The 23590-nt window shown below is 41.1% G+C and carries 19 protein-coding genes and 1 pseudogene; 12 read left to right on the top strand and 8 right to left on the bottom strand.

The genetic code is table 11. The features are described 5' to 3' along the window. Positions 1–100: 100 nt before the first annotated feature. The 3 genes from H6G26_RS22545 to H6G26_RS22535 all read right to left on the bottom strand — a co-directional run bounded on the left by H6G26_RS22545 (position 101) and on the right by H6G26_RS22535 (position 4767). The gene (locus tag H6G26_RS22545; RefSeq protein ID WP_190731399.1) at positions 101–1216 is read right to left on the bottom strand and encodes a DUF2891 domain-containing protein; all 1116 of its coding nucleotides are present in this window, start codon (positions 1214–1216) and stop codon (positions 101–103) included. 312 nt (positions 1217–1528) lie between these two features. Further along, positions 1529–3124: a B12-binding domain-containing radical SAM protein gene (locus H6G26_RS22540; RefSeq protein WP_190731385.1), complete on the bottom strand. Its 1596-nt coding sequence runs from the start codon at positions 3122–3124 to the stop codon at positions 1529–1531. 659 nt (positions 3125–3783) lie between these two features. Beyond that, positions 3784–4767 (bottom strand): CHAD domain-containing protein, encoded by a 984-nt coding sequence (locus tag H6G26_RS22535; RefSeq protein WP_190731384.1) that lies wholly within the window; start codon positions 4765–4767, stop codon positions 3784–3786. A gap of 265 nt (positions 4768–5032) precedes the next feature. On the opposite strand from H6G26_RS22535, the gene H6G26_RS22530 reads away from it, so the two are divergent. Then, positions 5033–6100: a DUF3616 domain-containing protein gene (locus tag H6G26_RS22530; protein ID WP_190731383.1), complete on the top strand. Its 1068-nt coding sequence runs from the start codon at positions 5033–5035 to the stop codon at positions 6098–6100. A gap of 16 nt (positions 6101–6116) precedes the next feature. Here the strand turns inward: H6G26_RS22530 and H6G26_RS22525 are convergent, their stop codons facing one another. Then, positions 6117–6521, bottom strand: coding sequence for an NIL domain-containing protein (locus tag H6G26_RS22525; protein WP_190731382.1), 405 nt, complete (start codon positions 6519–6521; stop codon positions 6117–6119). A 192-nt stretch (positions 6522–6713) separates the two neighbouring features. On the opposite strand from H6G26_RS22525, the gene H6G26_RS22520 reads away from it, so the two are divergent. Both H6G26_RS22520 and H6G26_RS22515 read left to right on the top strand, forming a co-directional pair. Then, a complete protein-coding gene (locus H6G26_RS22520) occupies positions 6714–9701 on the top strand; it encodes a response regulator (RefSeq protein WP_190731381.1) in 2988 nt (995 codons plus the stop codon). After that, the gene (locus H6G26_RS22515) at positions 9673–10059 is read left to right on the top strand and encodes a response regulator (protein ID WP_190731380.1); all 387 of its coding nucleotides are present in this window, start codon (positions 9673–9675) and stop codon (positions 10057–10059) included. The genes H6G26_RS22520 and H6G26_RS22515 overlap by 29 nt, the downstream gene beginning before the upstream one ends. 35 nt (positions 10060–10094) lie before the next feature. Here the strand turns inward: H6G26_RS22515 and H6G26_RS22510 are convergent, their stop codons facing one another. Then, positions 10095–10652: an HPP family protein gene (locus tag H6G26_RS22510; protein ID WP_190731379.1), complete on the bottom strand. Its 558-nt coding sequence runs from the start codon at positions 10650–10652 to the stop codon at positions 10095–10097. Between the two features lie 477 nt (positions 10653–11129). On the opposite strand from H6G26_RS22510, the pseudogene H6G26_RS22505 reads away from it, so the two are divergent. From H6G26_RS22505 to H6G26_RS22495, 3 genes and pseudogenes are all read left to right on the top strand, one after another. Next, positions 11130–12825 (top strand): annotated as a pseudogene (locus tag H6G26_RS22505) (hypothetical protein). 103 nt (positions 12826–12928) lie between these two features. After that, complete coding sequence (locus H6G26_RS22500; RefSeq protein ID WP_190731378.1) at positions 12929–13309, top strand: KGK domain-containing protein; 381 nt, start codon at positions 12929–12931, stop codon at positions 13307–13309. A 122-nt stretch (positions 13310–13431) separates the two neighbouring features. After that, complete coding sequence (locus H6G26_RS22495; protein ID WP_190731377.1) at positions 13432–14457, top strand: LD-carboxypeptidase; 1026 nt, start codon at positions 13432–13434, stop codon at positions 14455–14457. A 177-nt stretch (positions 14458–14634) separates the two neighbouring features. Here H6G26_RS22495 and H6G26_RS22490 read toward each other — a convergent pair whose 3' ends face one another. From H6G26_RS22490 to H6G26_RS22480, 3 genes are all read right to left on the bottom strand, one after another. Further along, on the bottom strand, positions 14635–15153 hold the full coding sequence (locus H6G26_RS22490) for a hypothetical protein (RefSeq protein WP_190731376.1): 519 nt from the start codon (positions 15151–15153) through the stop codon (positions 14635–14637). Between the two features lie 68 nt (positions 15154–15221). Further along, positions 15222–15659 (bottom strand): hypothetical protein, encoded by a 438-nt coding sequence (locus H6G26_RS22485; RefSeq protein ID WP_190731375.1) that lies wholly within the window; start codon positions 15657–15659, stop codon positions 15222–15224. Positions 15660–15786: 127 nt separating this feature from the next. Beyond that, entirely contained in the window at positions 15787–16650 is an 864-nt protein-coding gene (locus H6G26_RS22480; protein ID WP_190731374.1) for a DUF2382 domain-containing protein, read from the bottom strand. Positions 16651–17274: 624 nt separating this feature from the next. Between H6G26_RS22480 and H6G26_RS22475 the strand changes: the two genes are divergently transcribed. The 6 genes from H6G26_RS22475 (at position 17275) to H6G26_RS22450 (ending at position 23290) form a co-directional block, all read left to right on the top strand. Beyond that, positions 17275–17727, top strand: coding sequence for a CAAD domain-containing protein (locus H6G26_RS22475; protein ID WP_190731373.1), 453 nt, complete (start codon positions 17275–17277; stop codon positions 17725–17727). A gap of 194 nt (positions 17728–17921) precedes the next feature. Further along, positions 17922–18404, top strand: a complete 483-nt coding sequence (locus H6G26_RS22470) for a hypothetical protein (protein ID WP_190731372.1) — start codon at positions 17922–17924, stop codon at positions 18402–18404. Between the two features lie 392 nt (positions 18405–18796). Next, positions 18797–19441, top strand: coding sequence for a hypothetical protein (locus H6G26_RS22465; protein ID WP_190731371.1), 645 nt, complete (start codon positions 18797–18799; stop codon positions 19439–19441). Positions 19442–19714: 273 nt separating this feature from the next. Continuing rightward, complete coding sequence (locus H6G26_RS22460; protein WP_242053829.1) at positions 19715–21196, top strand: helix-turn-helix transcriptional regulator; 1482 nt, start codon at positions 19715–19717, stop codon at positions 21194–21196. A gap of 281 nt (positions 21197–21477) precedes the next feature. After that, positions 21478–23097 carry an NAD(P)/FAD-dependent oxidoreductase gene (locus H6G26_RS22455; RefSeq protein WP_190731370.1) on the top strand — a complete coding sequence of 540 codons (1620 nt, stop codon included), beginning with the start codon at positions 21478–21480 and terminating at the stop codon, positions 23095–23097. Next, positions 23081–23290, top strand: a complete 210-nt coding sequence (locus H6G26_RS22450; protein WP_190731369.1) for a hypothetical protein — start codon at positions 23081–23083, stop codon at positions 23288–23290. The genes H6G26_RS22455 and H6G26_RS22450 overlap by 17 nt, the downstream gene beginning before the upstream one ends. Positions 23291–23590: the final 300 nt, after the last annotated feature.

The following is a 23590-nucleotide window of genomic DNA, read 5'->3' as shown; positions in this document are numbered from 1 at the left end:
TAAAGCATATTTACTTGGCATATTTTAAGGATTGGACATGGAGCATTGGGATTAAATAATTTTCGGCGTTGCAGAGAAAGCGGGATGATTTGGCAAACTTCTAAAATTCCCCCCCTGCCTCCTCTGCCTCCCCTGCCTCCCCTGCTTGCCTCAATTCATCCCACTGTTCTGCAACGCCAATTTTCCTTTGCAACCCACGATTCGTTAGGAGATAAACGGCAAAAGTACCTACCCAGTGACTAGCTGCATAATGTTCACTTACAATATCTGCTAATCCATGCTGACGATGGTGAAGGGCAGTAAAGCGAAGTGTTTCGATGCGGCGATCGCTATTTGCCAATCCAGAAATGATCCCCTCAAGCATCCAAGCGCGACTAAGATTAAGACCGTAGAAGTGGGATTGCATATAATCTTTAGGATTATCTACTCCGGGTGGTTGTAACCAATTTGCTGAATTATCAATCGGTATTTGTGGAAGAAAATCGGTAAGCCAGTCACTGAAAGCTGTTGTTGGCAGAACTCGCCGCATCAGGTCTGCTTCAGCAAGGCCAGGAGAGAGAAAATCGTAGCCAAGCGGCTCGAATTGTAAGGAGTAATTGCGATCGCTAAGATAAAATTGCCGTGCCTTGTTCTCTACTAACTGAGTGAAATCATTATTTTCGGTAATCCGTGCCCAATCTAAAATCAAACCAAGTGCAAAAGCTGTTTGGCTATGCATCCCTGTACGATTTGGGAGTTTCAGTCCGTTAATCCAGCGCTGTAAGTTATCTGCAATTAACTTTTCTAGCGGTTCCAATACAAGCCGCCATTGTTTCGCTTGAGGATGATTCCACTCGTGAAGTTCCGCAGCCAGTTGCAAAAGCCATGCCACACCATAAGGAAATTCAAAAAAGGGTAGCCGTTGAAAATGGGCAATTTCTCCTTGAATCTTCTCGGGTGTTAGGCTTTGCTCAAGTGCTTGTTTTGACGCTGCATTAAAAGAGGCTTCAGGAAAGTGACGCATCAGACGTACCAGCAACCAGTGACCATGTACGGCTGAATGCCAATCTAAGCAACCATAAAAAGCAGGAGTCAATTCACGCGGTGGTTTTATATCCTCATCGCTATCAGCCCAATATAGGCCACTGTGGGGATACTCCCGCCCGATACAATCCAGCACTAATTGAGCAAACTGTGCTGCGATCGTTTCATTAATCTCTAAATTATCGGGTGGCATAGTCACGTCGCTTCTCTACGAGACGCCAAGGGCGAACGCTCCGAATTCAAAATTCAAAATTCAAAATTCAAAATTAATAATCCCGATAAATAAATTTATTTGGTCATGCGGTCGACGCATTGGCATTGTAAGGGAGCGCATTAACAATGCATCGCGATACATTGGCATTGTAAGGCGACGCATTGGCATTGTATCCCGATGCATTGGCATTGCAAGGGGACGCATTGGCATTGCATCCCGATACATTGGCATTGTAAGAGGACGCATTAACATTGCATCCCGATGCATTGGCATTGCAAGGTATCGCCAAATTTAATTCGCTATCGAATTAACCATTACTTGTGCTTCAGGTTTTACCCTAGCTTCTGCTTCCAGAAATTCAGCCACTTGAGCCTCAATTTGATCCCGGACAATTTGGCGATACTCCAAGAAATGCTCTATTTGGGCACAAACAGCTAAGTAGCTACTCACCCCACCCGGATTATGCCTATACATGTTCCACAAGTTGCGCCAGAATTGCCACCGCGTTTGACGACGTACACCCTGCCGCCAGCAAATGATTAGAAACGCTCGAAGTACTTTCCAGTTCAATGGTTTCTTGGCAGCTTTGCCCTTTTTCGGGTAGGTTGCTTCGCCCAAAAGCCGGAAGTGTTTGTATGTACGCTCCAAAAACCGTTCTGGCTCATACAAATCACAGAACGCCTGCACATATTCACGAGCGATGTCTTCTAAAGGTCGAGTTGGGACAAAGTTCATCAACGTGGTTTGGTTGATGTTAGCTGATTTATTACGGAGTCGTCCTTCCTTTTCTAATCTATGCCAAAGGGCTGTATCTGGAAGCGCTTGCAGCATACTAAATAAGGCGGTGGGTATTGCTGTTTGCTCGACAAACTTGACAATTCGTGCGCCTGCTCCCGCCTTCTCGCCATCAAACCCAATGATAAAGCCTGCCATAACTCGCAACCCTGAGCGGGTAATCCTATTCACCGCATCACTGAGTGAGTCTCTGGTATTCTGGTATTTCTGAGTGAAAGTAAGACTTTCTTCGTCGGGGGTTTCAATTCCCAGAAAAACGGCTCCAAAATTACACGCTACCATTAAATCCATCAGTTCTTGATCTTGGGCTAAATCAACTGAAGCCTCTGTGGCAAAGGAAAATGGATAATTATGTTCTACCATCCACGGCAGAAGGGACTTCAAAAATAATTTGACATTCCGCTTATTACCGATGAAGTTATCATCCACCATAAAAATACTGCGTCGCCAACCCAATTTATAGAGATAATCAAGTTCTGCTAAGAGTTGCTCTGGGCTTTTGGTGCGGGGTTTGCGGCCATATAGCACAATAATGTCGCAGAATTCACACTGGAAGGGACATCCACGCGAAAATTGCACTGACATCTCCGCGTAGGCTTCAAATTCTAGCAAGTCAAAGCGAGGAGTTGGAGTGTTGGTAACATCTGGTTTTTCACCGCCAGAGCGAAAAATGCCTGTGCGATCGCCCCGTGCGATCGCTGCTACAAATAAGGGTAGGGTAATTTCCCCTTCGTCCAATATTAAGTAATCTGCTCCGGCTGATGTCATTTCATCTGGTAGCGCTGTCGGGAAAGGGCCACCCACAGCTACCCGTTTACCTCTACGTTTTGCTTCTACTATCTGAGAAAGCAAATCCTCTTTTTGCACAATCATCGCCGACATAATTACCAAATCTGCCCAAGCCCACTCTTCTTCGGTACAGACGCGGACATTTCGATCTACTAGCTTATACTCCCATTCTTGAGGTAATATCGCGGCTACAGTTACCAAGCCTAAAGGCGGTAGCATTGCTTTACGGTCTAATAAAGCCAGTGTTTTTTCAAAAGACCAAAAACTTTTTGGAAAACGGGGGTATAGAAGTAATACATTCATATTTGACGCTTGTAAATCTTCATCTTAGCTGCTGGTTGAATTTACATACAACTTAGCCACTCTGACAACATATTAGAGCAGCTTTTGTATCCAGTAGCTATAACCTCTACTATGACTGATTTAGACAAAGCAATATTTTTTAAGGGCAATTATTACTGCTTTCAGACTAGAGAGGACTCAAAATTGCTCAATGAGTGCAAGGAGTGCGATACCTTCTCGTAGAGAAGCTTTACGTAGCTTGCTTCCACGTTCGCGTAGCGTCCCGCAGGGAAGTAGTACGGTGGGCTTCGCCTACGCAATTTTCAGAAATCTTCAAATATGTATTGGTAAAGGATTTAGCCAATATATGTTATTTTTATGACCTGGCAAATTGGCAATTCTCAGAAAATTAGCTGTGTTATTTTAAATACTATACAAAGTGTATTTGCACTTTCAAGCTATTTAGACGGGCTGCAACCCGTCTTTATTTATCAATGAAGGCAGGAGGCAGAGGACTGCAAGAAAAAGATTTGGGGGCGTTACATATTTGCGGGATGATTTCGTAACTTCTAAAATTCCCCCCTGCTTCCTCTGCCTCCCCTGCTTGCCCCAGAACTATGGAGTTCTGGGGTTATTCCCAATGGATTGGCAAGCTCAGTCCGTCTATACAGCAGGGTAGTTTACCCTATTACTCCTGAAAGCGGGTGCAGTAGTGTTAAATGAAAGCTATGCTTAGTTTCAGCTTTCAGATACCGTTCTTGTAAGGGTTGCCACTTCTGCCACGACTGGTAGCGATTTTCAGTTAACAAAGCTGCAAGGGTAGGCAGTTCAGTTTGGATTTCTGACTTGAAGACATCTGTAAGCCAGTCAGTTAAGACGGCACTATCTTGCATCGTACCCAAAATTTCTTGGATATTTTTCACTTCTGTAAGATAAGCTGCGTAAGACTCCCCATATAAGTCAGTAAATAACTCCATCTGGTAGCGTAGACGTTTAGCTTCTTTTCGCAAACTGTGAATAATTTCACCTTCTGTTGTCAATTGTTTTTCTATCTTTTGTGGTTTCCAATTTTTCTGGATTATCACTTCTGATTCCACAAATTCAGTGCCAAATAGCCAAGCCGGATGCAGTAAAAAACTACTCACTTCTGGTAAAAGTAAATCTGGTAGTACCTGCTGAATAGTCAAAGATGCCAAAGGTTGATAACTAGGTTTCTCGAACCACTTATCTAATGCATCTTTTAGAGACTTGTATGATTCATCTTTTAACGTTTTTTGTACGCTTGATTCTACATCCTCACGTTGTTTAGCTAATGCTTTGAAAGCTCTTTTTAGAGATTTTTGCTCTTTGCAGGGTAAGTTTGGTTTATAATCGTTTTCCAAACTTTCTTTAAGTACGTCTAAATCTCTCAAACTACCAAGACGACGGGCTATTTTACCAATATTTTTATCGCTAACTGGTTTCGGCAGATCGACCGCTAGCCCAAAGCTAGTTACAGTTGTTCGTAAGCGACGCATTCCCACTCGCATTTGGTGCAACGCTTCTGGATCTTCATCTTTCTTTACTGATTTTTCCCACTTCAAGGTTTTCTTAAAGTGTTTTTCAATCGCTTGATAGGCATAGTCCCCTAAAGTTTTTACCGTGAGTTGTGTGGCTAATTCCATAATTGCTCTTAATAACTACCTCATGAAGTCATTGCATAATAACATTAGATAAAAAGTTGTATCTCTTTTTAATATTTTTATTCCATGAGTACTATTAATTATGCTTACAAAAATTATTACTTGTATCCTCTTATAGAAACATTTAATATCTATCAAAGGTCTAAGGAGCAGTTCACTCTAGCGACCTTATTAAAGATATTTTTTATACTATTATAGTATAAAATAATTTATTGTGATAGCATTATTAATCTTTTGGAATGATAAAATGGTAAACTCAAATTTTCTCAATCAAGTTTTTTTGACTTTTGTAGATAATTTTAAAGATCATAGAGAAGATTTATCAGCAGTGCTGCTAACAAACGATAAATATTTATGGTTGGGGTCAGATGAAACCTCAACTATTGAACGTTTATCTTTGGTTGATACTGATAAATTTACAGGCCATCAACAATTTAGAGTAGCAGAATTTATCGATTTACCTGCGCCAGAAGACCAAGAAATTGATATAGAAGGACTTGCTTATGTAGATAATTACTTGTGGTTTGTTGGTTCTCATAGCTACAAACGTAAAAAAGCTAAACCCGATAAAAGCGATGCACAAAACTTTAAAAGGCTGGCAAAAATTGAATCAGAACCCAACCGTTACCTCTTAGGACGTATTCCTTTGATAGACGGCAAGTTATTCTCATCTTGCTCACATCCCGAAAATCCAGATGTGCAATTAAATGCCGCAAAACTAGAGGTGACGAACCAGGGTAATTTGCTGATGACGGCTTTAGCAGATGACCCCCATTTAGGGTTATTTATCAAGGCAGCAATTGCCGGAAAAGATAACGGCTTTGATATTGAAGGAATAGCCATTAATCAAAACCGTATTTTTTTGGGTTTGCGTGGCCCTGTATTGCGGGGTTGGGCTGTAATGCTAGAAATTGAGTTAGAAGATTCTAGCCCTGGAATTTTAAAACTACGGCAAATTGGAGAAGCAAAGGAGTTATATAAAAAGCATTTTCTCTGGTTGAATGGTTTGGGAATTCGAGATTTGTGTATAGATGGAAAAGATTTGTTGATTTTAGCTGGGCCAACGATGGATTTAGATGGGCCCGTGCAAGTTTATCGCTGGAAAAATGGCGTTAACTTGCCAGAAGATGTTTTCAGTAATCCAGATTTTGTACAAGATATTCCTTATGGAAATCGGGAAGATCATGCTGAGGGAATGACGCTGTTTCAAGAGGTAGATGGCATAGCTTCGCTATTGATAGTTTATGATTCTCCAGCAAAAACTAGGTTGGTGGGTGATAGCAGTGTCATTGCGGATGTGTTTAAGCTGGAATAATATCAATTTTAAATTGTTAAAGGTTAGTGGAGATTGCTTGTACAGGACAGGTAGGGATACACTGTTCGCAGACGATACAACGCGATCGCGTGAATATCAGTTTATATGTCTCTGGGTTGAGGGTGAGGGCTTCGGTAGGACAAACCCCAGTACACAAGCCACAGTGGACACACACATCTTCGTCGATCGCAATTTCGCCTAAAGTATAAGAAACGTTAACATGGCGCGATCGCATCCACTCGATCGCTGCATCTAATTGATCGATATCTCCCGATAGTTCCACTACCAGTTTGCCAATTTGATTTGGCGCAACTTGGGCACGGATAATATTGGCAGCGACATTGAACTCTTTGGCCAGGACGTAAGTGACTGGCATTTGCACAGCGCGTTTCGGGAAGGTGAGTGTTACTCGTTTTTTCACAGGTTTAGTAGAGGCTTTTTTCTGTTGTAGCGTATTGGGAGTTTTATGACTCGAAAGATCATTACTCAGTTTGAGGGTGTAGGGATAGGGAATGGTGTGGTTTAATTATTTAAAAACCCTGTAATTTATTTTGCAATTTATGTTTATTGCTTGTTATCTGTTGTATACATTTTAACTTGTAAAGCTTTTAACATGAAATTTTTAGTTGTAGAGGATGACGAGTTAAATGCCTATGCACTCACCGCTGTTTTGACTAACCAAAACTATGCGGTTGAAGTTGCTACTGATGGTGATGCTGCTTGGGATTTGATTCAAGTTTACGATTATGATCTAATTCTCTTGGATGTAGGTTTGCCCAAGCTGGATGGCATTAGTCTTTGTCGTAAAATTCGGTCTAGTGGTCTGCAAATGCCAATATTGTTATTGACAGGGCGCGATAGTAGTCATGAAAAAGCAACTGGGTTAGATGCAGGCGCAGATGACTATGTAGTTAAACCCTTTGAACAAGAAGAGTTAATTGCTCGGATTAGGGCGCTGTTGCGTCGCAAAGGTGCAATTTCACAACCAGTGTTGGAGTATGGTAAGTTGCAGCTAAACCCTAGTAGCTGTGAAGTTATCTATGCTGGCAATCTGCTAACACTTACCCCAAAAGAGTTTGCTCTGTTAGAACTATTCTTGCGAAATAGTCACCGGGTGTTTAGCTGCGGCATGATATTAGAACATCTTTGGTCTTATGAAGATACTCCACAAGAAGAAGCTGTTCGCACTCACATCAAAGGGTTACGGCAGAAACTCAAAGCTGTAGGAGCGCCCACTGATTTGGTTGAAACAGTTTATGGTATCGGTTATCGTCTCAAACAGATCGAAGAAGGGGAGCAGAGGAGCAAGAAAGCAGAGGAGCAGGGGAGCAGAGGGGAATTAGATCGTGCAAAGTCTCAAGTTACAAATCTCAAATCACAGCAGCAAGCACTAATAGCAGTTGCAGAAATTTGGCAACGATTTCAAGGGCGGGTAGATGAGCAGGTGAAGGTAATAGAGCAAGCGATCGCAACTTTAAATCAAAATAGTTTAAATATTAAATTGCTTTCCCTTGCAGCCAAAGAGGCGCATACCTTAGCGGGATCTTTAGGTACTTTTGGGTTACCTCTTGGCTCAAAATTGGCACGTAATATCGAACTGCTATTGAGTTCTGGTCAAACCTTGAGTAAATCTGAGATTAGCAACCTTGAAAGTTGGGTAAAGTTATTGCGTCGAGAAATTGAGGGAAACGACGAAGCGGCAATATCTGCATCACCATCAATTCCACAGGCATTAAAAACAACGGCGCAACCGTTGCAAAATGATCCTTATACAGAAACTAAAATATTGGTTGTGGATGACGATCCGCAAATTCAGGCATTGTTGCAAACCTTACTTAGCCCTTGGGGACTTAAAGCGATCGCTCTTGAAGATCCGCGTCAGTTATGGGAAACCTTGGAAGCGGTTGCCCCAGATATGCTGATTTTGGATGTAGAATTACCCTATACAAATGGTATAGAACTTTGCAAATTGGTACGTAATGATTCGCCCTGGAATGAGTTACCCATCTTATTCCTCACTGTGCATAGCGATGCCGAAATGGTAAATCAGGTGTTTAGTGTTGGTGCTGATGATTTTGTAAGCAAACCCATTGTTGGGCCAGAATTGGTAACCCGAATCGTTAATCGCTTAGAACGGTTAAAATTGCGGCAGCGTGTGGCCCGCGGGGGAGCAGGGGAAGTAAATTCCTCCTCATCCCTTAATTTGCAAGCGATCAACGAACTGGAATTGAGAGTAGCAGAGCGTACCGCCGAGTTAATTAGCGTGAATCAACAGTTGCAGTCACAACTTGATGAACGTCAGCAGACACAGGAAGAACTACGGTTTTCTCAAGCTCGATTTGCCCGGATTTTAGATATTGCGGATGATGCAATTATTTCCATCAACGGATTCCAAAGTATCACCTTGTTTAATCAAGGAGCAGAGAAGATTTTTGGCTACTCTGCCCAGGAAGTGATTGGACGGGGTCTTGATTTACTCTTACCGCAGCGCTTTTTCCAAGCGCATCGTCAACATGTGGTTGACTTTGGCCAATCTCCTAATGTTGCCCGCCGAATGGGAGAACGGCGTGAAATTTATGGTTGCCGCAAGGATGGTACTGAATTTCCAGCGGAGGCTTCCATCTCTAAAATAGATATGGGTAATGAGATATTTTATACAGTAATATTGCGAGATATAACAGAGCGCAAGCAAATTGAGCGGATGAAAGATGAATTTGTCTCTGTTGTTAGTCATGAACTCCGCACACCTCTAACTTCGATTCACGGCTCTCTAGGAATGCTAGCCAGTGGTTTACTAGCGACAGATTCAGAGCAGGGAAAACGTCTGCTGCAAATTGCTACTGATAGCAGCGAACGCCTAGTACGCTTAATCAACCACATCCTAGACATTGAACGGATCGAGTCGGGTAAGGCGAAGATGGAACCAGAAATCTGCAATATCGTTGATCTGGTCACTCAGGCAGTAAATGTCATGCAGCCTCTGGCTGATAAAGCCGGAATGACGCTATCCATTTCTCCCCTCTCCGGCCAAGTATTGGCAGATTCCGATCGCATTGTCCAAACCTTGACCAATCTATTAAGCAACGCCATTAAATTTTCGTCTCCTGGATCTACAGTTTGGTTGGGGGCGCAACAACAAGGTGATGAAATTTTGTTAACAGTCAAAGACACCGGACGCGGTATCCCAACTGACAAACTTGAGAGTATCTTTGAGCGCTTTCAACAAGTTGACTCCTCAGATTCACGTAACCATGATGGTACTGGCTTGGGTTTGGCAATTTGTAGGAGCATTATGCAACAGCACGGTGGACGCATCTGGGCTGAAAGTACGTTGGGTGAAGGTAGCACTTTTTACGTCACTTTGCCGTTGTTTAGGACTGTCCAAAATACTGATTTAGAAAATTCTTCCGACATTCCTGTAAGTTATAGTCATCACGAGCCAACTATAGATAGCAAACTAAGTTCAGATACTGAATTTTTGACCAAAGGGGATGTTACCACCCAAGAATTTGAACAAAGGGTGATGGAGTTACTTCAGCAAATTTCTTACAACCAACAGGAGGATAGGAGTGATGACAACAAAGCAAATTCTAGTGGTTGATAACGAGCAGTACATCCAAGAAGTTACCAAGATTTGCTTGGAAACAGTCGCAGGCTGGAAAGTTGAGACAGCGAGTTCTGGTCAAGAGGGCATAATGAAAGCTGAGACTTGCCAACCAGATGCGATTTTACTAGATGTGATGATGCCAAATATGGATGGTATCGCTACCTTTGAAAAGTTACAAGAAAATCCCTTAACCAAAGCGATTCCGGTAATTTTGTTAACTGCCAAAATTCAGGCTTCCGATCGCCATCGCTATAAGCAGATGGGAATGATCAGTGCGATCGCTAAACCATTCAATCCTTTAGAATTAGCTACTGAAGTAGCACTAGCGTTGGGCTGGAGTCTGGAAAAGTAAGGGCGCACATCTGTGTGTTTTTAAACCCGAATTTCCTATAACCAGTGCTTTGGATACGTTCTTTCTTCCGCTAAATTATTGAAGATCACAGCGCATAGCACTAGAATCATCGATCCCTCCAAAGCACGTGTTAGCAGAAATTGCCAGTCCGGTTTCGTCATCATGACGACTAATGCAACAGCACCAGAAGGTGGGTGTAGAGTTCCGGTAAGCTGCATGATTCCGATCGCAGTAGAAACAGACATTCCCATTGCCAAGGGAGAAGAACCCAGAAAATGCAGAATTATCAGGCTCACGATCGCAGCTAAAAGATTACCCCCAATGACATTGCGAGGTTGAGCCAAGGGGCTGTCAGGGACACCAAAGATTAAAACACTCGTAGCACCAAAAGGAGCCATCAGCAAAGGAGAATTCGTTTTTATAGCAAGGTAAGACGTTGCAGTAATGGCTAAGAAACTACCGATCCAACTCCAAAAAATATGCCGATGATGAGGTCTGTCTATTGGACAGGTTAGCGGACACGAGCGCCATCTACCAAGGGTTTTAAACCAATAATTTTTCCACTTTAACCGAACTTTTTTACCGTTGATCATGAATGAACCACTCGATAATCATGACTCCCTGAATTGACTAACAAGGCTTTACTAAAGTTACAATAACATGACATTTCTCAAAAAATCCCTAAAAAGTATCTAAATACACAGATTTTTTTATTTTGTTGGAATTTAGGCTAAATAGGTCAATTTAAGTTGCATCAAAATAGGGCTTAAACCCTTGCTGCAAGCTAATTATTCGGTAGAATGGATTACAATTACCTAGTTCAAATTGCTCTTTGTTTGATTTGATCTCTTCTTGCTCACTGACTACAGCGAGGCGGATAAGTTGGCCTCGCCAATGTCGTAATCAGACTTCTTTTTGCGTCATTATAATAAGTTTTTAAGCAGACATAATCTTTATGGGTTAAATGATACCCAGTAACTAAATCGCATCAAATATCTCAGAAATACTACTGAACCATCAAGGCAATAAATGTAACTAAAATATACAGAAATATTGTCAGGATGCTGAATATGTCAGATTTACCGTTTCAATGCAAAAACTTGAAAGAGCAAGTTGAGTCTATATTACAACTTTTACAGCAAGAACCAACGCTACATTTTCAAGATATTACACCTGTACGAACTTCTCTAAATAAAGCGATTTCTCCAAAATTTGAAATTGTGTTTGCAGGTGCGTTTAGCGCTGGTAAATCAATGCTAATTAATGCATTATTAGAGAGAGAACTACTCTACAGTGCAGAGGGACACGCTACAGGTACAGAGTCAAATTAAACAGACAAGCCAACTAGATAGATTTGGTTTAGATTCTGTTTTTGCAGAAAGTATTAAAGGTTTAGATGGTAATGAAGAAACACCACAATTTATCTATGCGTTCAACAACTACTGCGTAAATTCAGGAAAACTTTCTACCACTAAATTCCGTGTATCTGTTAATGGCTTTGAAACCCCAAATCAAAATTATGTGCGGATTCTGGGAGATTGGGGAAATGAATTGATAGAAAAACTAATTCAAGATAGTGGGACTGAAGAATTTCGCACAGCCATTACTCGCTATCTTACAGAAGAAAAGCGCCCCCAATTATTTAAAAATCTTGCTGATGATTTGGAAGATGTTTGTATTAACCTGAAAAAACATTATCAGAGTGTCCAACGCAATTTAGATAGTCAGCCCCAAGAAATTGAGACTATGAAGGCGCAAGAGTTGCAACGCCTAAATCAGCAACTTCAGCAAATTGGTAGAGAATTTAGTCAGCATATTACAGAAGAAGTTAACCAAATAATTAATAATTATTGTGATGCCTTTGAAGCAGATTTTAGGCAACTACAATCACGAATGATTCGCCGATTAGATGAATTGCTAGATACTTTTTCTGTAGCTTCTGCTTATCAACGTGCAACCATCAGCCATCCTCGCAACGCTACCGCGCCTTTAATTGCTATTTTAGTTGAGGCATTTTATTACTTAGCAAATCAATTAGAAGATATTTTAATTGAATCTTCTCAGCAAGTAATTGCAAATTATTTCCAGCGATTGATTGAAAAGATTCGTAAGTCAGAATATTATCGCCAGTTGTATCGTTTGTTAGATAATGATGGTGGGATTGAACAAGAGATTAGACAATTAGAAAAACGAGTTACTCAAGCATTAGTTAGTGCAGCTAGTGTAGAGTGCGATCGCTTTGTGCGAGAAAGTCCCAGATTTTATGATGAAGGCACTTTTTCTATATATCAATTTCGCCAAACTTTATCACAAACTTCTCAAGGTTACGACGCTGAAAGTATCGTGGAAGCGGAACCAGCAATTAGGCAATTATTGAAGTTAGATTTTGAACCAAAAGTTTCCCACACAATTCGTAAATCTTTCCGTCAAACCATTAATCAAACGCTCAAAACTCAGTTGTTGCCAATGGCAGATAAGCAAGCAGATGAAATTTTGCAGCAATATCCACAAGCGCGTGCTTATTTAGAGAAAACATTGGAACAAGAAGCTGAAGAAAAAATTGCGAATAATCGCCGATTATTGAGTACTGTTGAAAAAAATATTGCAGCATATAATTCAGCAGCTTCTAGTATCAATAGTTGTTTACAGGCGATACAATTATATGACAACTTTTTGCCTGTAATTGGCGATTCGGTTGATACTGTTGGTAAGTTTGCTAATAATGGATTTTTGATTTCAGATGTGGTACAAAAGGTTGAATATTAATTTCAAAGATGATTTGAGATAATTATAGCTTTTAGTGAGTGCTTTAGCACTCACTAAATACAGCTTTGTGTAAAGTAGAAAATTTTAATAAATTGAGGTTGATATGGAAGATGGATTTAAGCAAATAGAGTGCAATGATGGTGATATTTTAGACTTCGGAGGTAACACATATAAAATTGCGAAATTTAAACGAGCAATCGATGCTTCCTTTAACGCGACAATAGAATATAAGTTGAATCAAGAATTAAGTAGCAAAGGAATACATATAAAAGAGTCTCCAAAAGGGAATTGGTTTCAGAAGGGCACAGATTGCGAAATTTTAACACTAGGTTCTCAAAGCTGGAAAAAAGGGAAAGTGAAAGTTAAAATAAGTGTTGAATTTTATATTGAAGAGGAAGATATACAAATAACTAACAGCAACAATTCAGAAATCACCGAACCAGAGTCGCCTCTTGACGATCTTCGCCGCATGATTCAGGAGTAAAATTAGTCAATCAGAATTTACATATAGCAATCCTATTTGATTTGTGAAAATCAAAAGGCTTAGATTCCTGGTACTAGGTATTAGGAAAACAGTCCTATTGCTTAGTCCCCAACTGAATGGTTATGACTATCAAACGTCGGCAATTTCTCACAACCTGTGGGCTGGCTACCTTAGCCACCCAAATACCAGCACTTACCGCCCAAGGTAAGCCATCTCCAAACACTATCCGCAAGCCGCCTCGCCTGCAAGTAGGCGATACCGTAGGATTAATCGCCCCTGCGGGTATCGTTGATGCCAAAGACATCGAAGTAGCGCAGAAATCTATTTCACAATTAGGGTTAAAAGTCAAGCTGGGAAAGCATATTTTAGACCGTTACGGCTATTTAGCTGGTAAAGATAGCGATCGCGCCCAGGATGTAAACTTGATGTTTAGCGATCGCACCATCAAAGCAATTATTCCCATGCGTGGTGGTTGGGGTTGTAATCGCATTTTACCCCTACTCAATTACTCGCTAATCCGTTCCCATCCAAAAATTATCATCGGTTATAGCGATATTACAACGCTGTTGTTAGCAATTAATGCCCGTAGTCAAATGATTACTTTTCATGGGCCAGTTGCTACGTCTACCTGGAATCAATTTACAGTGGATTACTTCAAGCGCATCCTATTTAATGCTGAAGCGGTAACTATGCAAAATCTCAACCCTAGCGAAGTGCGGGTGGAGACAATAGCACCGGGAAAGGCGAGAGGTAAACTTGTGGGTGGAAACTTATCAGTCTTATCAGCAATGGTAGGTTCACCTTACCTACCTTCTTGGAACAAAAGCATTCTGTTTGTGGAAGAAGTTGGCGAGGATGTTTATCGTATAGATAGGATGCTGACACAGTTAAAAACTGCTGGAATACTTAATCAAATTGCTGGCTTTATCTTTGGGCAATGCACTAAATGTAGTCTTGGAGATGAACCGTCATTTACATTAATCCAAGTATTGCAACAACACATACTTCCTTTAGATATTCCTGCTTGGTACGGTTCAATGATTGGTCATATTAAGGATAAATTTACTTTGCCAATCGGTGCGGAAGTGGAAATAAATGCCGAACTTGGGACAATACGAATGTTAGAAGCGGCTGTTAGTCTTGTGTGAAGAAGGCAGCAGGTTGGAATAATAAATAGTGGCTCACATTTTATCTAAATTGCAAGCCACTAAATTGGAGATTTTGGTGTTCTTGACTATCTGTGCAAAAACTTGAAAACCCTTTCTCTCCCTGCTCCCTGCCCCCTTGCAGTCTTAATGATAAGTCTTTAACCCAGCATGATATTACTAATGACGACCAAACCATTTAGAGGCGATCGCTCCTAAAGCTGCTCCTACCATTGGATTACTGAGAAACTTCAGAATCGCTGGTTGTTCAGCCATCACTTCGTGGAAGATGTCAGGATGACTATGATATGTGAAAGATGCCACCTTGCTGAGGTCATCTGCACTTATGTGGTTAGGGTTGTGGGTAGAAAGTCCCAAATCTCGCTCTAGATGGCGCTCGTCTAGCCCTCTTTGCTTTAAGTGCTTGAAAAATGCCCGTGCAACATCATCTCGTTCATTAGGCTTAATCTGAGCGATCGCCTTTTGGAGTTCTGGCTCTAGCTGGCTTGGTGGAATGCTGTTATGGTTGAAAGATTTACTAAACAATTGCCGACGTTGATCGTGAGATGAACGCTGGGCAAAATCGTCAAAATTTTGGTATTCCTTGGTTGGGTCAGATGAAACATCATCTAAAGATTCTGTATTACCATGCGCTAAGTCATTCAGAATTTCGCGTTTATACTTGTCACTGCTGCTCATTTTAAATGTCTCCTTTTTATACTTGCAATCAACTGAATTAACTCAAGCTTTCTCCAAAAAATGAGTCCTTATTTATACTCAATTTGCTGAGATTGCTTATCATACTCAGCCGTCAAAATCAGTTTTTTGTCTGGTGCATACATCAAAACTTTTAAGTCTTGATTGGGGAAATTTTTGTGAAAACCTTGGAGTAAGGATTTTGCTAATGGTCGCACTTCGGTCGGACGAACTTGAGGCGCAATCACGATACCTAACTTATTGTTGTCACGTACATAAGCATCTTGGACAATTCCTTTGGCTGTGCTGACAACCCAGTTTCCAAAATCTTGACCCTGTACACTGTTACCGCGTGACAACACGGCATAGTCGGCGCTATGACTGATTCCAGACGGTAATTGAGTTGGTTGTTTAGCTTGAACAGTACCGCTACAGGCGGCAGTTGTTGTTAGTACTAATACCAAGACTAAAGCTGTTAAAACCCGACGAAACTTTTGAATTATTTTCAATTTAACCACCTCATCTAAACTAATGACTTTTCTGCAATATCAATCTACTGAAAGTATTTTTAGTAGAAGTAGGTAGCAAACCCACTCCTACTAACTCAAATGCAATCACCTTTGTAGTTTAAGTAGGTTAACCCCGGTCAGTTTTATTCTCTATTCGAGTTCCATCAGTATCAACATCTAATTCTTCGCGTCGAATGGTTTCTTGAGCTTCAACGGTTTCTTTGTCTACAACTTTCTGCACTTTGACTTCTTCGCGCAAAAAAGCTTCCTTTCGGATGTCTGGAACTTCTTCATAGAGGTCTATATGTGCTACCTCGCCCCCACGGAAGTCAGCCGCTTCCGCAGACACAACTTTGCCTGTGTCTTGAGAAGTCACTCGCTCAATCACGACTCGCTCTTTTTCCACCGGAACAGCAACTCTTGCAGTTTCGGTTTCAACATGCTTACTAATCGATACTTCTCCACTTTTCCGGCGCTGCTTACTAGCAACTAGCCTTTCTTGGTAAAGTTTGAAGGTTTGGTCTTCGTGAGTGCTAACATCATACAGATCCGCGTCGTCTGCGTAGGTGTAGGTGTCAGGACTAGGAGTAGTGCCGCCAGCTGTCGATCCTAGCGTAGCTGAACTTTCTACAGAGCGTGTGCGATATCCTCCACGCACCTGTTCTTCATAGTCGTAGTCAAGCGTTGTATGCTCTTGATATTCAGGTAAATTTTCCGCTTGCTCTCTTGTTATGCCAACGATATATACACGGTTTGCTGTAGAGTCAATACGCGATTTACCTACTGGTAGTAAGATTTTCTTGCCAAAAATCCAAAAGCCTATGTCAACAATTAAGTAGCGGAATGCTCCTTGAGCATCTACTACAGCATCATTTACTGTGCCAATCTTCTCATCAGTTCCTTGAAGATACACACCCATTCCTTTGATGTCGTTACCTTCAATAGTATTAGGGTAATCTGGATCAAATTCACTTATTTTTTGGAGTGACATTATTTTATTCCTTAAAATCTTGCTGTATCTTTTTATAAATTACACAATTTAGTTTATAAACATCTTCTCTCCAAGGATTGAGTTAAATTATCTTGATATTTAATCAATCGAAGTAATTAAATATATTTTCATAACCCACAAGTATGATATAAAACAACTTTTTAGTATTAATGTATTACTATTTATAAAATTTATTTAAACTAATTTTTGTAAATACTGTGACTAGTTTCTAGCATTTATGTGACTAGTTTCTAGCAGTAAGTTTCAAAACTAAAGTTAACTAAATCAATACACAGCATCAAACTTAGCTAGTTTGATCTGCTTATTAACACCTTACAATTAAATCAAATACCCTTACATTGTTAAAGCTTTATTTGGTTAAGTTGTAATACTTGCTCAATAACTCTTCTAGAAGATAAAATCTCTGCCAAAAGATTGATGAGAAAAAAATCTAGAAATGTCTAAATATTATTAAACTCCTAATAAGTTTGCAAATAAATTAGCTGTGCCGCTAAGGAGTTAATAAATCTAGCTAGCTAGTTGCAAAGCAAGCGTTGCCAAAATTGATAATAACAAAGTGTAAACTTTAAAACTGCTCTCATTACAGAAAATCAGGAGATAATTATGGATACAGAATTACAGCAACAGTATGTCGATACTGCCTCCCAAAACCAGATAGAAGTACTTAAAACTTCAGAGCCAGGAAACCTGGCAATGTTGCCACCCGCCTCGGAAAATGAAGAACAATGGCAAAAAGTTGGTAGCCAGATTTCTATATTTTTGGCAAATATACCTGAGTACATAGGTAGATTCTACCAAGAATACAAATCGCTGTTTATCAGCTTTGCATTGCTTGTGATAACAGTTACGGCACTAAGGATTTTTCTAGCGGTACTCAACGCCATAAATGATATTCCCCTACTTTCTCCATCTCTCCAATTAATTGGACTTGGTTACACAATTTGGTTTACTTTCCGCTATTTGCTCAAAGATTCCACTCGGCAAGAATTAGCAGCAGAAATTCGCTTGCTTAAAAAACAAACTCTAGACAGAGAAGAATCACAGACTTTAAGCTAACTAAAGTATGGTGGCGGATACAGTGTATGTGAGCTTTTGGTCAAGTAAAAAACTGAGTTTTGCTTGACCATTGCATAAAACTGTAGACTCTTGGTGTTCCTACGGATGGCGGTTCGATAAATTAAGCTTTTTAGCACTTTTGCGTAAGTCCTATCTTATACCACATCAGCTAAATTAGCCGGAAAAGAAAATGTATGATCAAGACAAATAAATTAGCTTCGCTGACAACAACAGTATTTCTTTCAACATTGCTAACAGTCCCTCTGCTTTCAAGCTGCGGCGGAGGTTCCCAAAATGCTGCGCCACCTCCAATTGACGATACTGTTGGTAGAAATTTAAATAATCGCGCTCCCGTAAATCAACCCCAAGCTAGGAGGGGATTAAGTACAGGGCAGAAAGTGGCAATCTTGGCAGGAGCTGCTGGACTTTACTACCTCTACAATCAGCGAAAGAATGCCCAAGGAGCGGGAGCGCAGGGGAAATACTACCTTTCTAAGAATGGACGTGTTTACTATCGAGATGCTCAAAATCGCCCTGTCTGGGTAACACCGCCACAAGAGGGCATTCGTGTTCCAGAGGAGGAAGCACAACAATACCGTGACTTTCAAGGATATAACAACAGTCCCACAGGGCGAGACTTAAGAAGTTTGGGTGCAGGTACTGTTCCGACATATTAATTTTTGTACAGATTATAAATAGATGGCGTTTAACCGTCATTCTATTTTTTTATACAAACTTTTTCCGGATTTAAAGTTAATAATACTCATAAGTATAATATCAAGCATTATTATATTTTTTCAGAAAAGTCTTTTTTAAGAATTTATACGAGTATATAAAAATCCTATTTAATTGTTGAAAAGATTTTGGACTATAATTTTTGTACAACAGGGTTTTGAGTCTCAGGATGCTTTCAAAATTCAACCCTGAGTTTTATATACTAATAGTTATACTTTTATCAAAGTAAGAGTAACCTTTGATAGATGATTTTGAAAAGATATAACAATTAATATATTGAAAGTAATTACTTTACCGTTGAGAATTTAGTGAAATCACAGTTTAGGAGCCACAAATGAATATATTAGAAAAAATTTTTGGTGGCGGTGAGGTTCCAGAAAATGACTACCGCAATTTTGTCAACCGCTATGAGCAAGGTTTACCTCATGAGGGATACTCAGATGAAGAAGTTTTAAACCGTTATCAGCAAGTATCTAGACAGTTACCTCCAGACCTTTATCATGAATCTGCACAAGAAGCTTTTAGTCGGATGTCACCACAAGAGCGGATGCAGTTCGGTCGCTCTCTTCAACAGCAGACGCGCTCTTCAAACTTGAATTTTCCCGATCTAAACCAAGATGGTATAGACGATCGCTTTCAAGACCCAAATTATCTTGCTCAAGCGACAGGCCGGGTTCACCAGCAACAACCAGATATACTCAGTCAAATTATGAGTGGTGCTGCGGGGAGCTTTATGGGTGGTCAAGGTGGTAACATTATGAGCAATCCATTAGCGAAGGGAGCGATGGCTGGTATCGCCGCTTTAGCTATGAAAAAGTTGATGCAAAGAGGCAACCAAGGAAATTCCGGGCAGTATGGTAACGTCCGCCCAGCTAGCCAAGACCCCTACGGCGATCCGGCGGATTACGGGCAGTATGGTAACGTCCGTCCAGCTAGCGAAGACCCGTATGGAGATCCGGCTGACCAACAGTACCGCTAGTAACCTCAAGCAGCAAAGCTGCAATTCGTAATTACAATCAGTGAAAGCTTGAACTCATCACTGATAATTATGGTCAAGTAAAAAAATTGATTTTTACTTGACCACTTTTTATTAGATTGGTATCACCTAGTAGAAAATCTCTTGCATTGTTGGTAATTGTTTAAAGCGACTACAAGCGGCTGAGAGTTATATTTTAGCGAGGTTAATTAGAATAAACTTAGGCTTTATTTCATTATTGTAAATTACTTGCGTGAGCAGCAGATTGGTAGAAAAATGAAACAGTTAGCAAAAACATTATATAGTAAACTTCTACATCTATTTCACCAGGTAATGGGAATTACCGTTTCCCGTAATCCAAGCGAAACTAATGTTGCTTTTGATAAAGAATCTTTAGAAGATCCAAATACTCAATTAAAAAAGCAAATTCCTCTTCAAGATAGAGCTAATAAATATGAGCAAAACTTAGAATTAAATTACCAAGATTCAGCAAAACCTCGGCGATTCAAAAAAGCTTCTTTATTTCCTGATAGTAAGACCAATGTTGCTGCCTTGTCGCTAGTTTTGTATGGAGTTGCCGAAGTCTTATCTCAAAAAATGAATCTGTCATGGAATCAAGTAAATAATACTTTTAGTTATGAAAGAGAAGCTGAAACTGGAAAAGGAAAAATCTTTTACTATGTAACAGATAATCCCGAAACTCCACAACCAGAAACTCTGGCAGAAGAGGCAGCTTTAGTTGTTATAGACGAATTTGATCCAAGGGCGTGTGCTATTCACCTGATTTACTGTGCCTTAGTAGCTAACTTAGATAAACCTTGGTCAGGCAATTTTGTAATTGATGATAAGCAACTATTTGAATACACAGGGCTTGTGAAACGCAGGGACTTATGCAAGCATGAAAAATTGAGTATTTTGTACCACTTGTTACGGCAACCTGCTCAAGTACTAGCTTGTATTGCATGGCCTAAACAGGAAAAAGCTGGAGCTTTTACTGTTGCTGATTTAAAGATTTGGGACATCAGCATAATCCGAGATTTTGAAACAGATAAAACTGGCAATAACAAGCTAGTGGGTTTAAAGGTGATAGGTCAAGCTGGAGTATGGACAAAATACTTCCTCAACAAATCTAAATACCACTACCACACTGGAATTATTACCAAGAAAACCGTACAGAAACTATTTAGTATTGGTAAACAAAATGCTGGCGCGGCTAGAATGCTAGTTTGGCTAACCTTCCAAATCAAACCGGAATTCCAGGATTGTGTAATGGGCAAGGCTCTGATGGAGATTGCTTACGGCAAAGACAAAGTGTCAACAGCAGAGCAAGATAGACAGCTTAGGCGACAAATGGCTGATGATTTGGAAACTGACTTGAAAGTTGTCAAAGAAGCCGGATGGCAAGCAGAACTGGAAACAGGGCCAGCTTGGTTAACAAGTAGCAAAACTGCTAAAAGACCTATAGGTTACTGGAATCAAATACTCAGCTCTAGATGGCGTTTTCATTTACCAGCAGAAGCACAGGAACGCTTGACCGTGGACTCGAATCAGCTAAGTGCAAACAACATCCAGCCTCTATCAGGTAATGTCATTAGAGAAGCGAGAAAAGCAAAAGGCTGGTCTAGAGCATTTTTCGCTACAACGATGGAGAAAAGCGTTTCCTGGGTTGATGCAGTCGAGACGGGTACACGTCAGGTTTCTCAAAAGGATTTGCCCAAGTTGCTCAATACACTAGAACTACACCTTAACAGGTATTGATTTCAACTAAACTTTTCTTGTTTCTCTAAGGTAGTTTTTGCTACGTATTATCAAAACAATCGGGTCTAAAACCGAACTTCGTGCCGCTACGCTAACGCCTTTGAAGGCCAAAAGTTTTGTCACGGGGTTAAAACCCTGTGATAAAACGTAATTGCGAATTGCGAATTGCGAATTGCGAATTGCGAATTGGTTTATGTAAAGTTTCGGCAAAAGCCAGTAGTCGTCCTGTCTCCTGCCTCTCTTGTTAAGATTTTGATAGACAGTATGCATTTCTCCTCGCTATGTTACGACTAACTGAAGTAAAGCTCCCGCTTGATCATCCTGAAGATGAGATCAAGACTGCCATCCTCAAAAAGCTGCAAATCACGGACGAAGATTTGATCAGCTATTTTATCTTCAAGCGTAGCTACGATGCCCGTAAGAAAGGAGAGATTACCCTTGTTTATATTCTGGATGTAGAAACGACTCAGGAAACTCATCTACTCAAGCGCCTGAAAAAAGATCCTCATGTAATGGTTACGCCAGACATGAGTTATCGCCCAGTGGCACAAGCACCGAGCAATTTGGCGATTCGCCCCATTGTAATTGGTACTGGGCCTTGTGGATTGTTTGCGGGTTTGATGCTGGCGCAAATGGGGTTTCGTCCCATTATTTTAGAACGTGGGAAACAAGTTCGCGATCGCACTGCTGATACTTTTGGCTTTTGGAAGAAAAAATCAGACTTCAACCCCGAATCAAATGCCCAGTTTGGCGAAGGTGGGGCGGGTACATTCTCCGATGGCAAACTCTACAGTCAAGTCAAAGATCCTCAGCATTATGGGCGCAAGGTATTAACCGAACTCGTCAACGCGGGAGCCTCACCAGAAATTCTCTATATCAACAAACCGCACATCGGCACTTTTAAACTGGTGGGAATCGTCCAAAGTATGCGTGCCAAAATCGAATCCCTCGGCGGTGAAATTCGCTTTCAAAGCCGGGTGGAAGATATCAACATCGAAAATGGACAGGTGCGGGGAGTCACCCTCGCCAGTGGGGAATATATCGCCAGCGATCATGTGGTTTTGGCTGTGGGTCACAGCGCCCGCGATACCTTCCAAATGCTATATAATCGCGGGGTTTACATCGAGCCTAAACCATTTTCCATTGGCTTTCGGGTCGAACATCCCCAGTCTCTCATCGACCAATGCCGTTTCGGCGCTCAGGCTGGTCATAAGCTTTTAGGTGCTGCCGATTACAAACTGGTTCACCACTGCCAAAATGGACGTTCCGTCTATAGTTTCTGTATGTGTCCGGGAGGCTTGGTGGTTGCAGCCGCATCAGAGCCAGGGCGACTTGTCACCAATGGGATGAGCCAATATTCTCGCAATGAGCGCAATGCCAACAGTGCGATCGTTGTGGGCATTACACCCGAAGATTATCCAGGCAATGCCTTGGCGGGAATTGACTTCCAACGGCGCTTGGAAGAACGGGCTTTTGAGTTAGGCGGCGGGACTTATGAAGCTCCAGGGCAGTTGGTGGGAGACTTTCTCAACCATCGCCCCTCTACAGCATTGGGCACAGTTAAACCGTCTTATACACCTGGGGTACATTTGGGTGATTTGAGTGAGAGTTTACCAGATTATGCGATCGCAGCCATCCGTGAAGCACTTCCCGCTTTTGACAAACAAATTAAAGGGTTTGCGATGGATGATGCTATTTTGACTGGGGTAGAAACCCGCACCTCATCACCAATTCGGATTAAACGCAAAGAAGATTATCAGAGTTTAAATACAGTCGGTCTTTATCCGGCTGGTGAAGGCGCGGGATACGCAGGAGGAATTCTCTCGGCTGGTATCGATGGCATTAAGGTAGCGGAGGCAGTGGCTTTAAGTATTTTGAAGAATTGTGAGCATCAAATCTGAAATACTAAATGCGATCGCTGATACAGTTCAGTTAAGCATTGACTTCTTCTCTCTGTGTCGCGCCAGTTGCTTCAAGTCGGGGAACCCGCCCAACGCACTGGCTTCTCTGCGCCTCTGTGGTTTGTTAAAAAAACGCAACGTGGTCGAGAAACTGAACCTAAATAAACCAAACCGATTGGTCAATCAATATTGAGGTTCTAATACCAATTTAATGTGAAGTTGTACATATCTTGATCCCCCTAAATCCCCCTTAAAAAGGGGGACTTTGATAAATGTTTTTCCGGTTCCCCCCTTATTAAGCTACGGTGTACACATATCTCTGTACAAACTCAAAGTCCTTGGAGATCCCCCTAAATCCCCCTTAAAAAGGGGGACTTTGAGAAGCTTTTGCCCCCCTTTTTAAGGGGGGTTGGGGGGATCAAAAGCCTACGATGCAACTCTAGAAGACTTGTGTGTACACCGTAGCCTTATTAAGGGGGGCTAGGGGGGATCG

The organism is Nostoc sp. FACHB-888 (assembly GCF_014696655.1).
GTDB lineage: Bacteria > Cyanobacteriota > Cyanobacteriia > Cyanobacteriales > Nostocaceae > Nostoc.
This window is presented reverse-complemented; position numbering and strand designations above follow the sequence as displayed.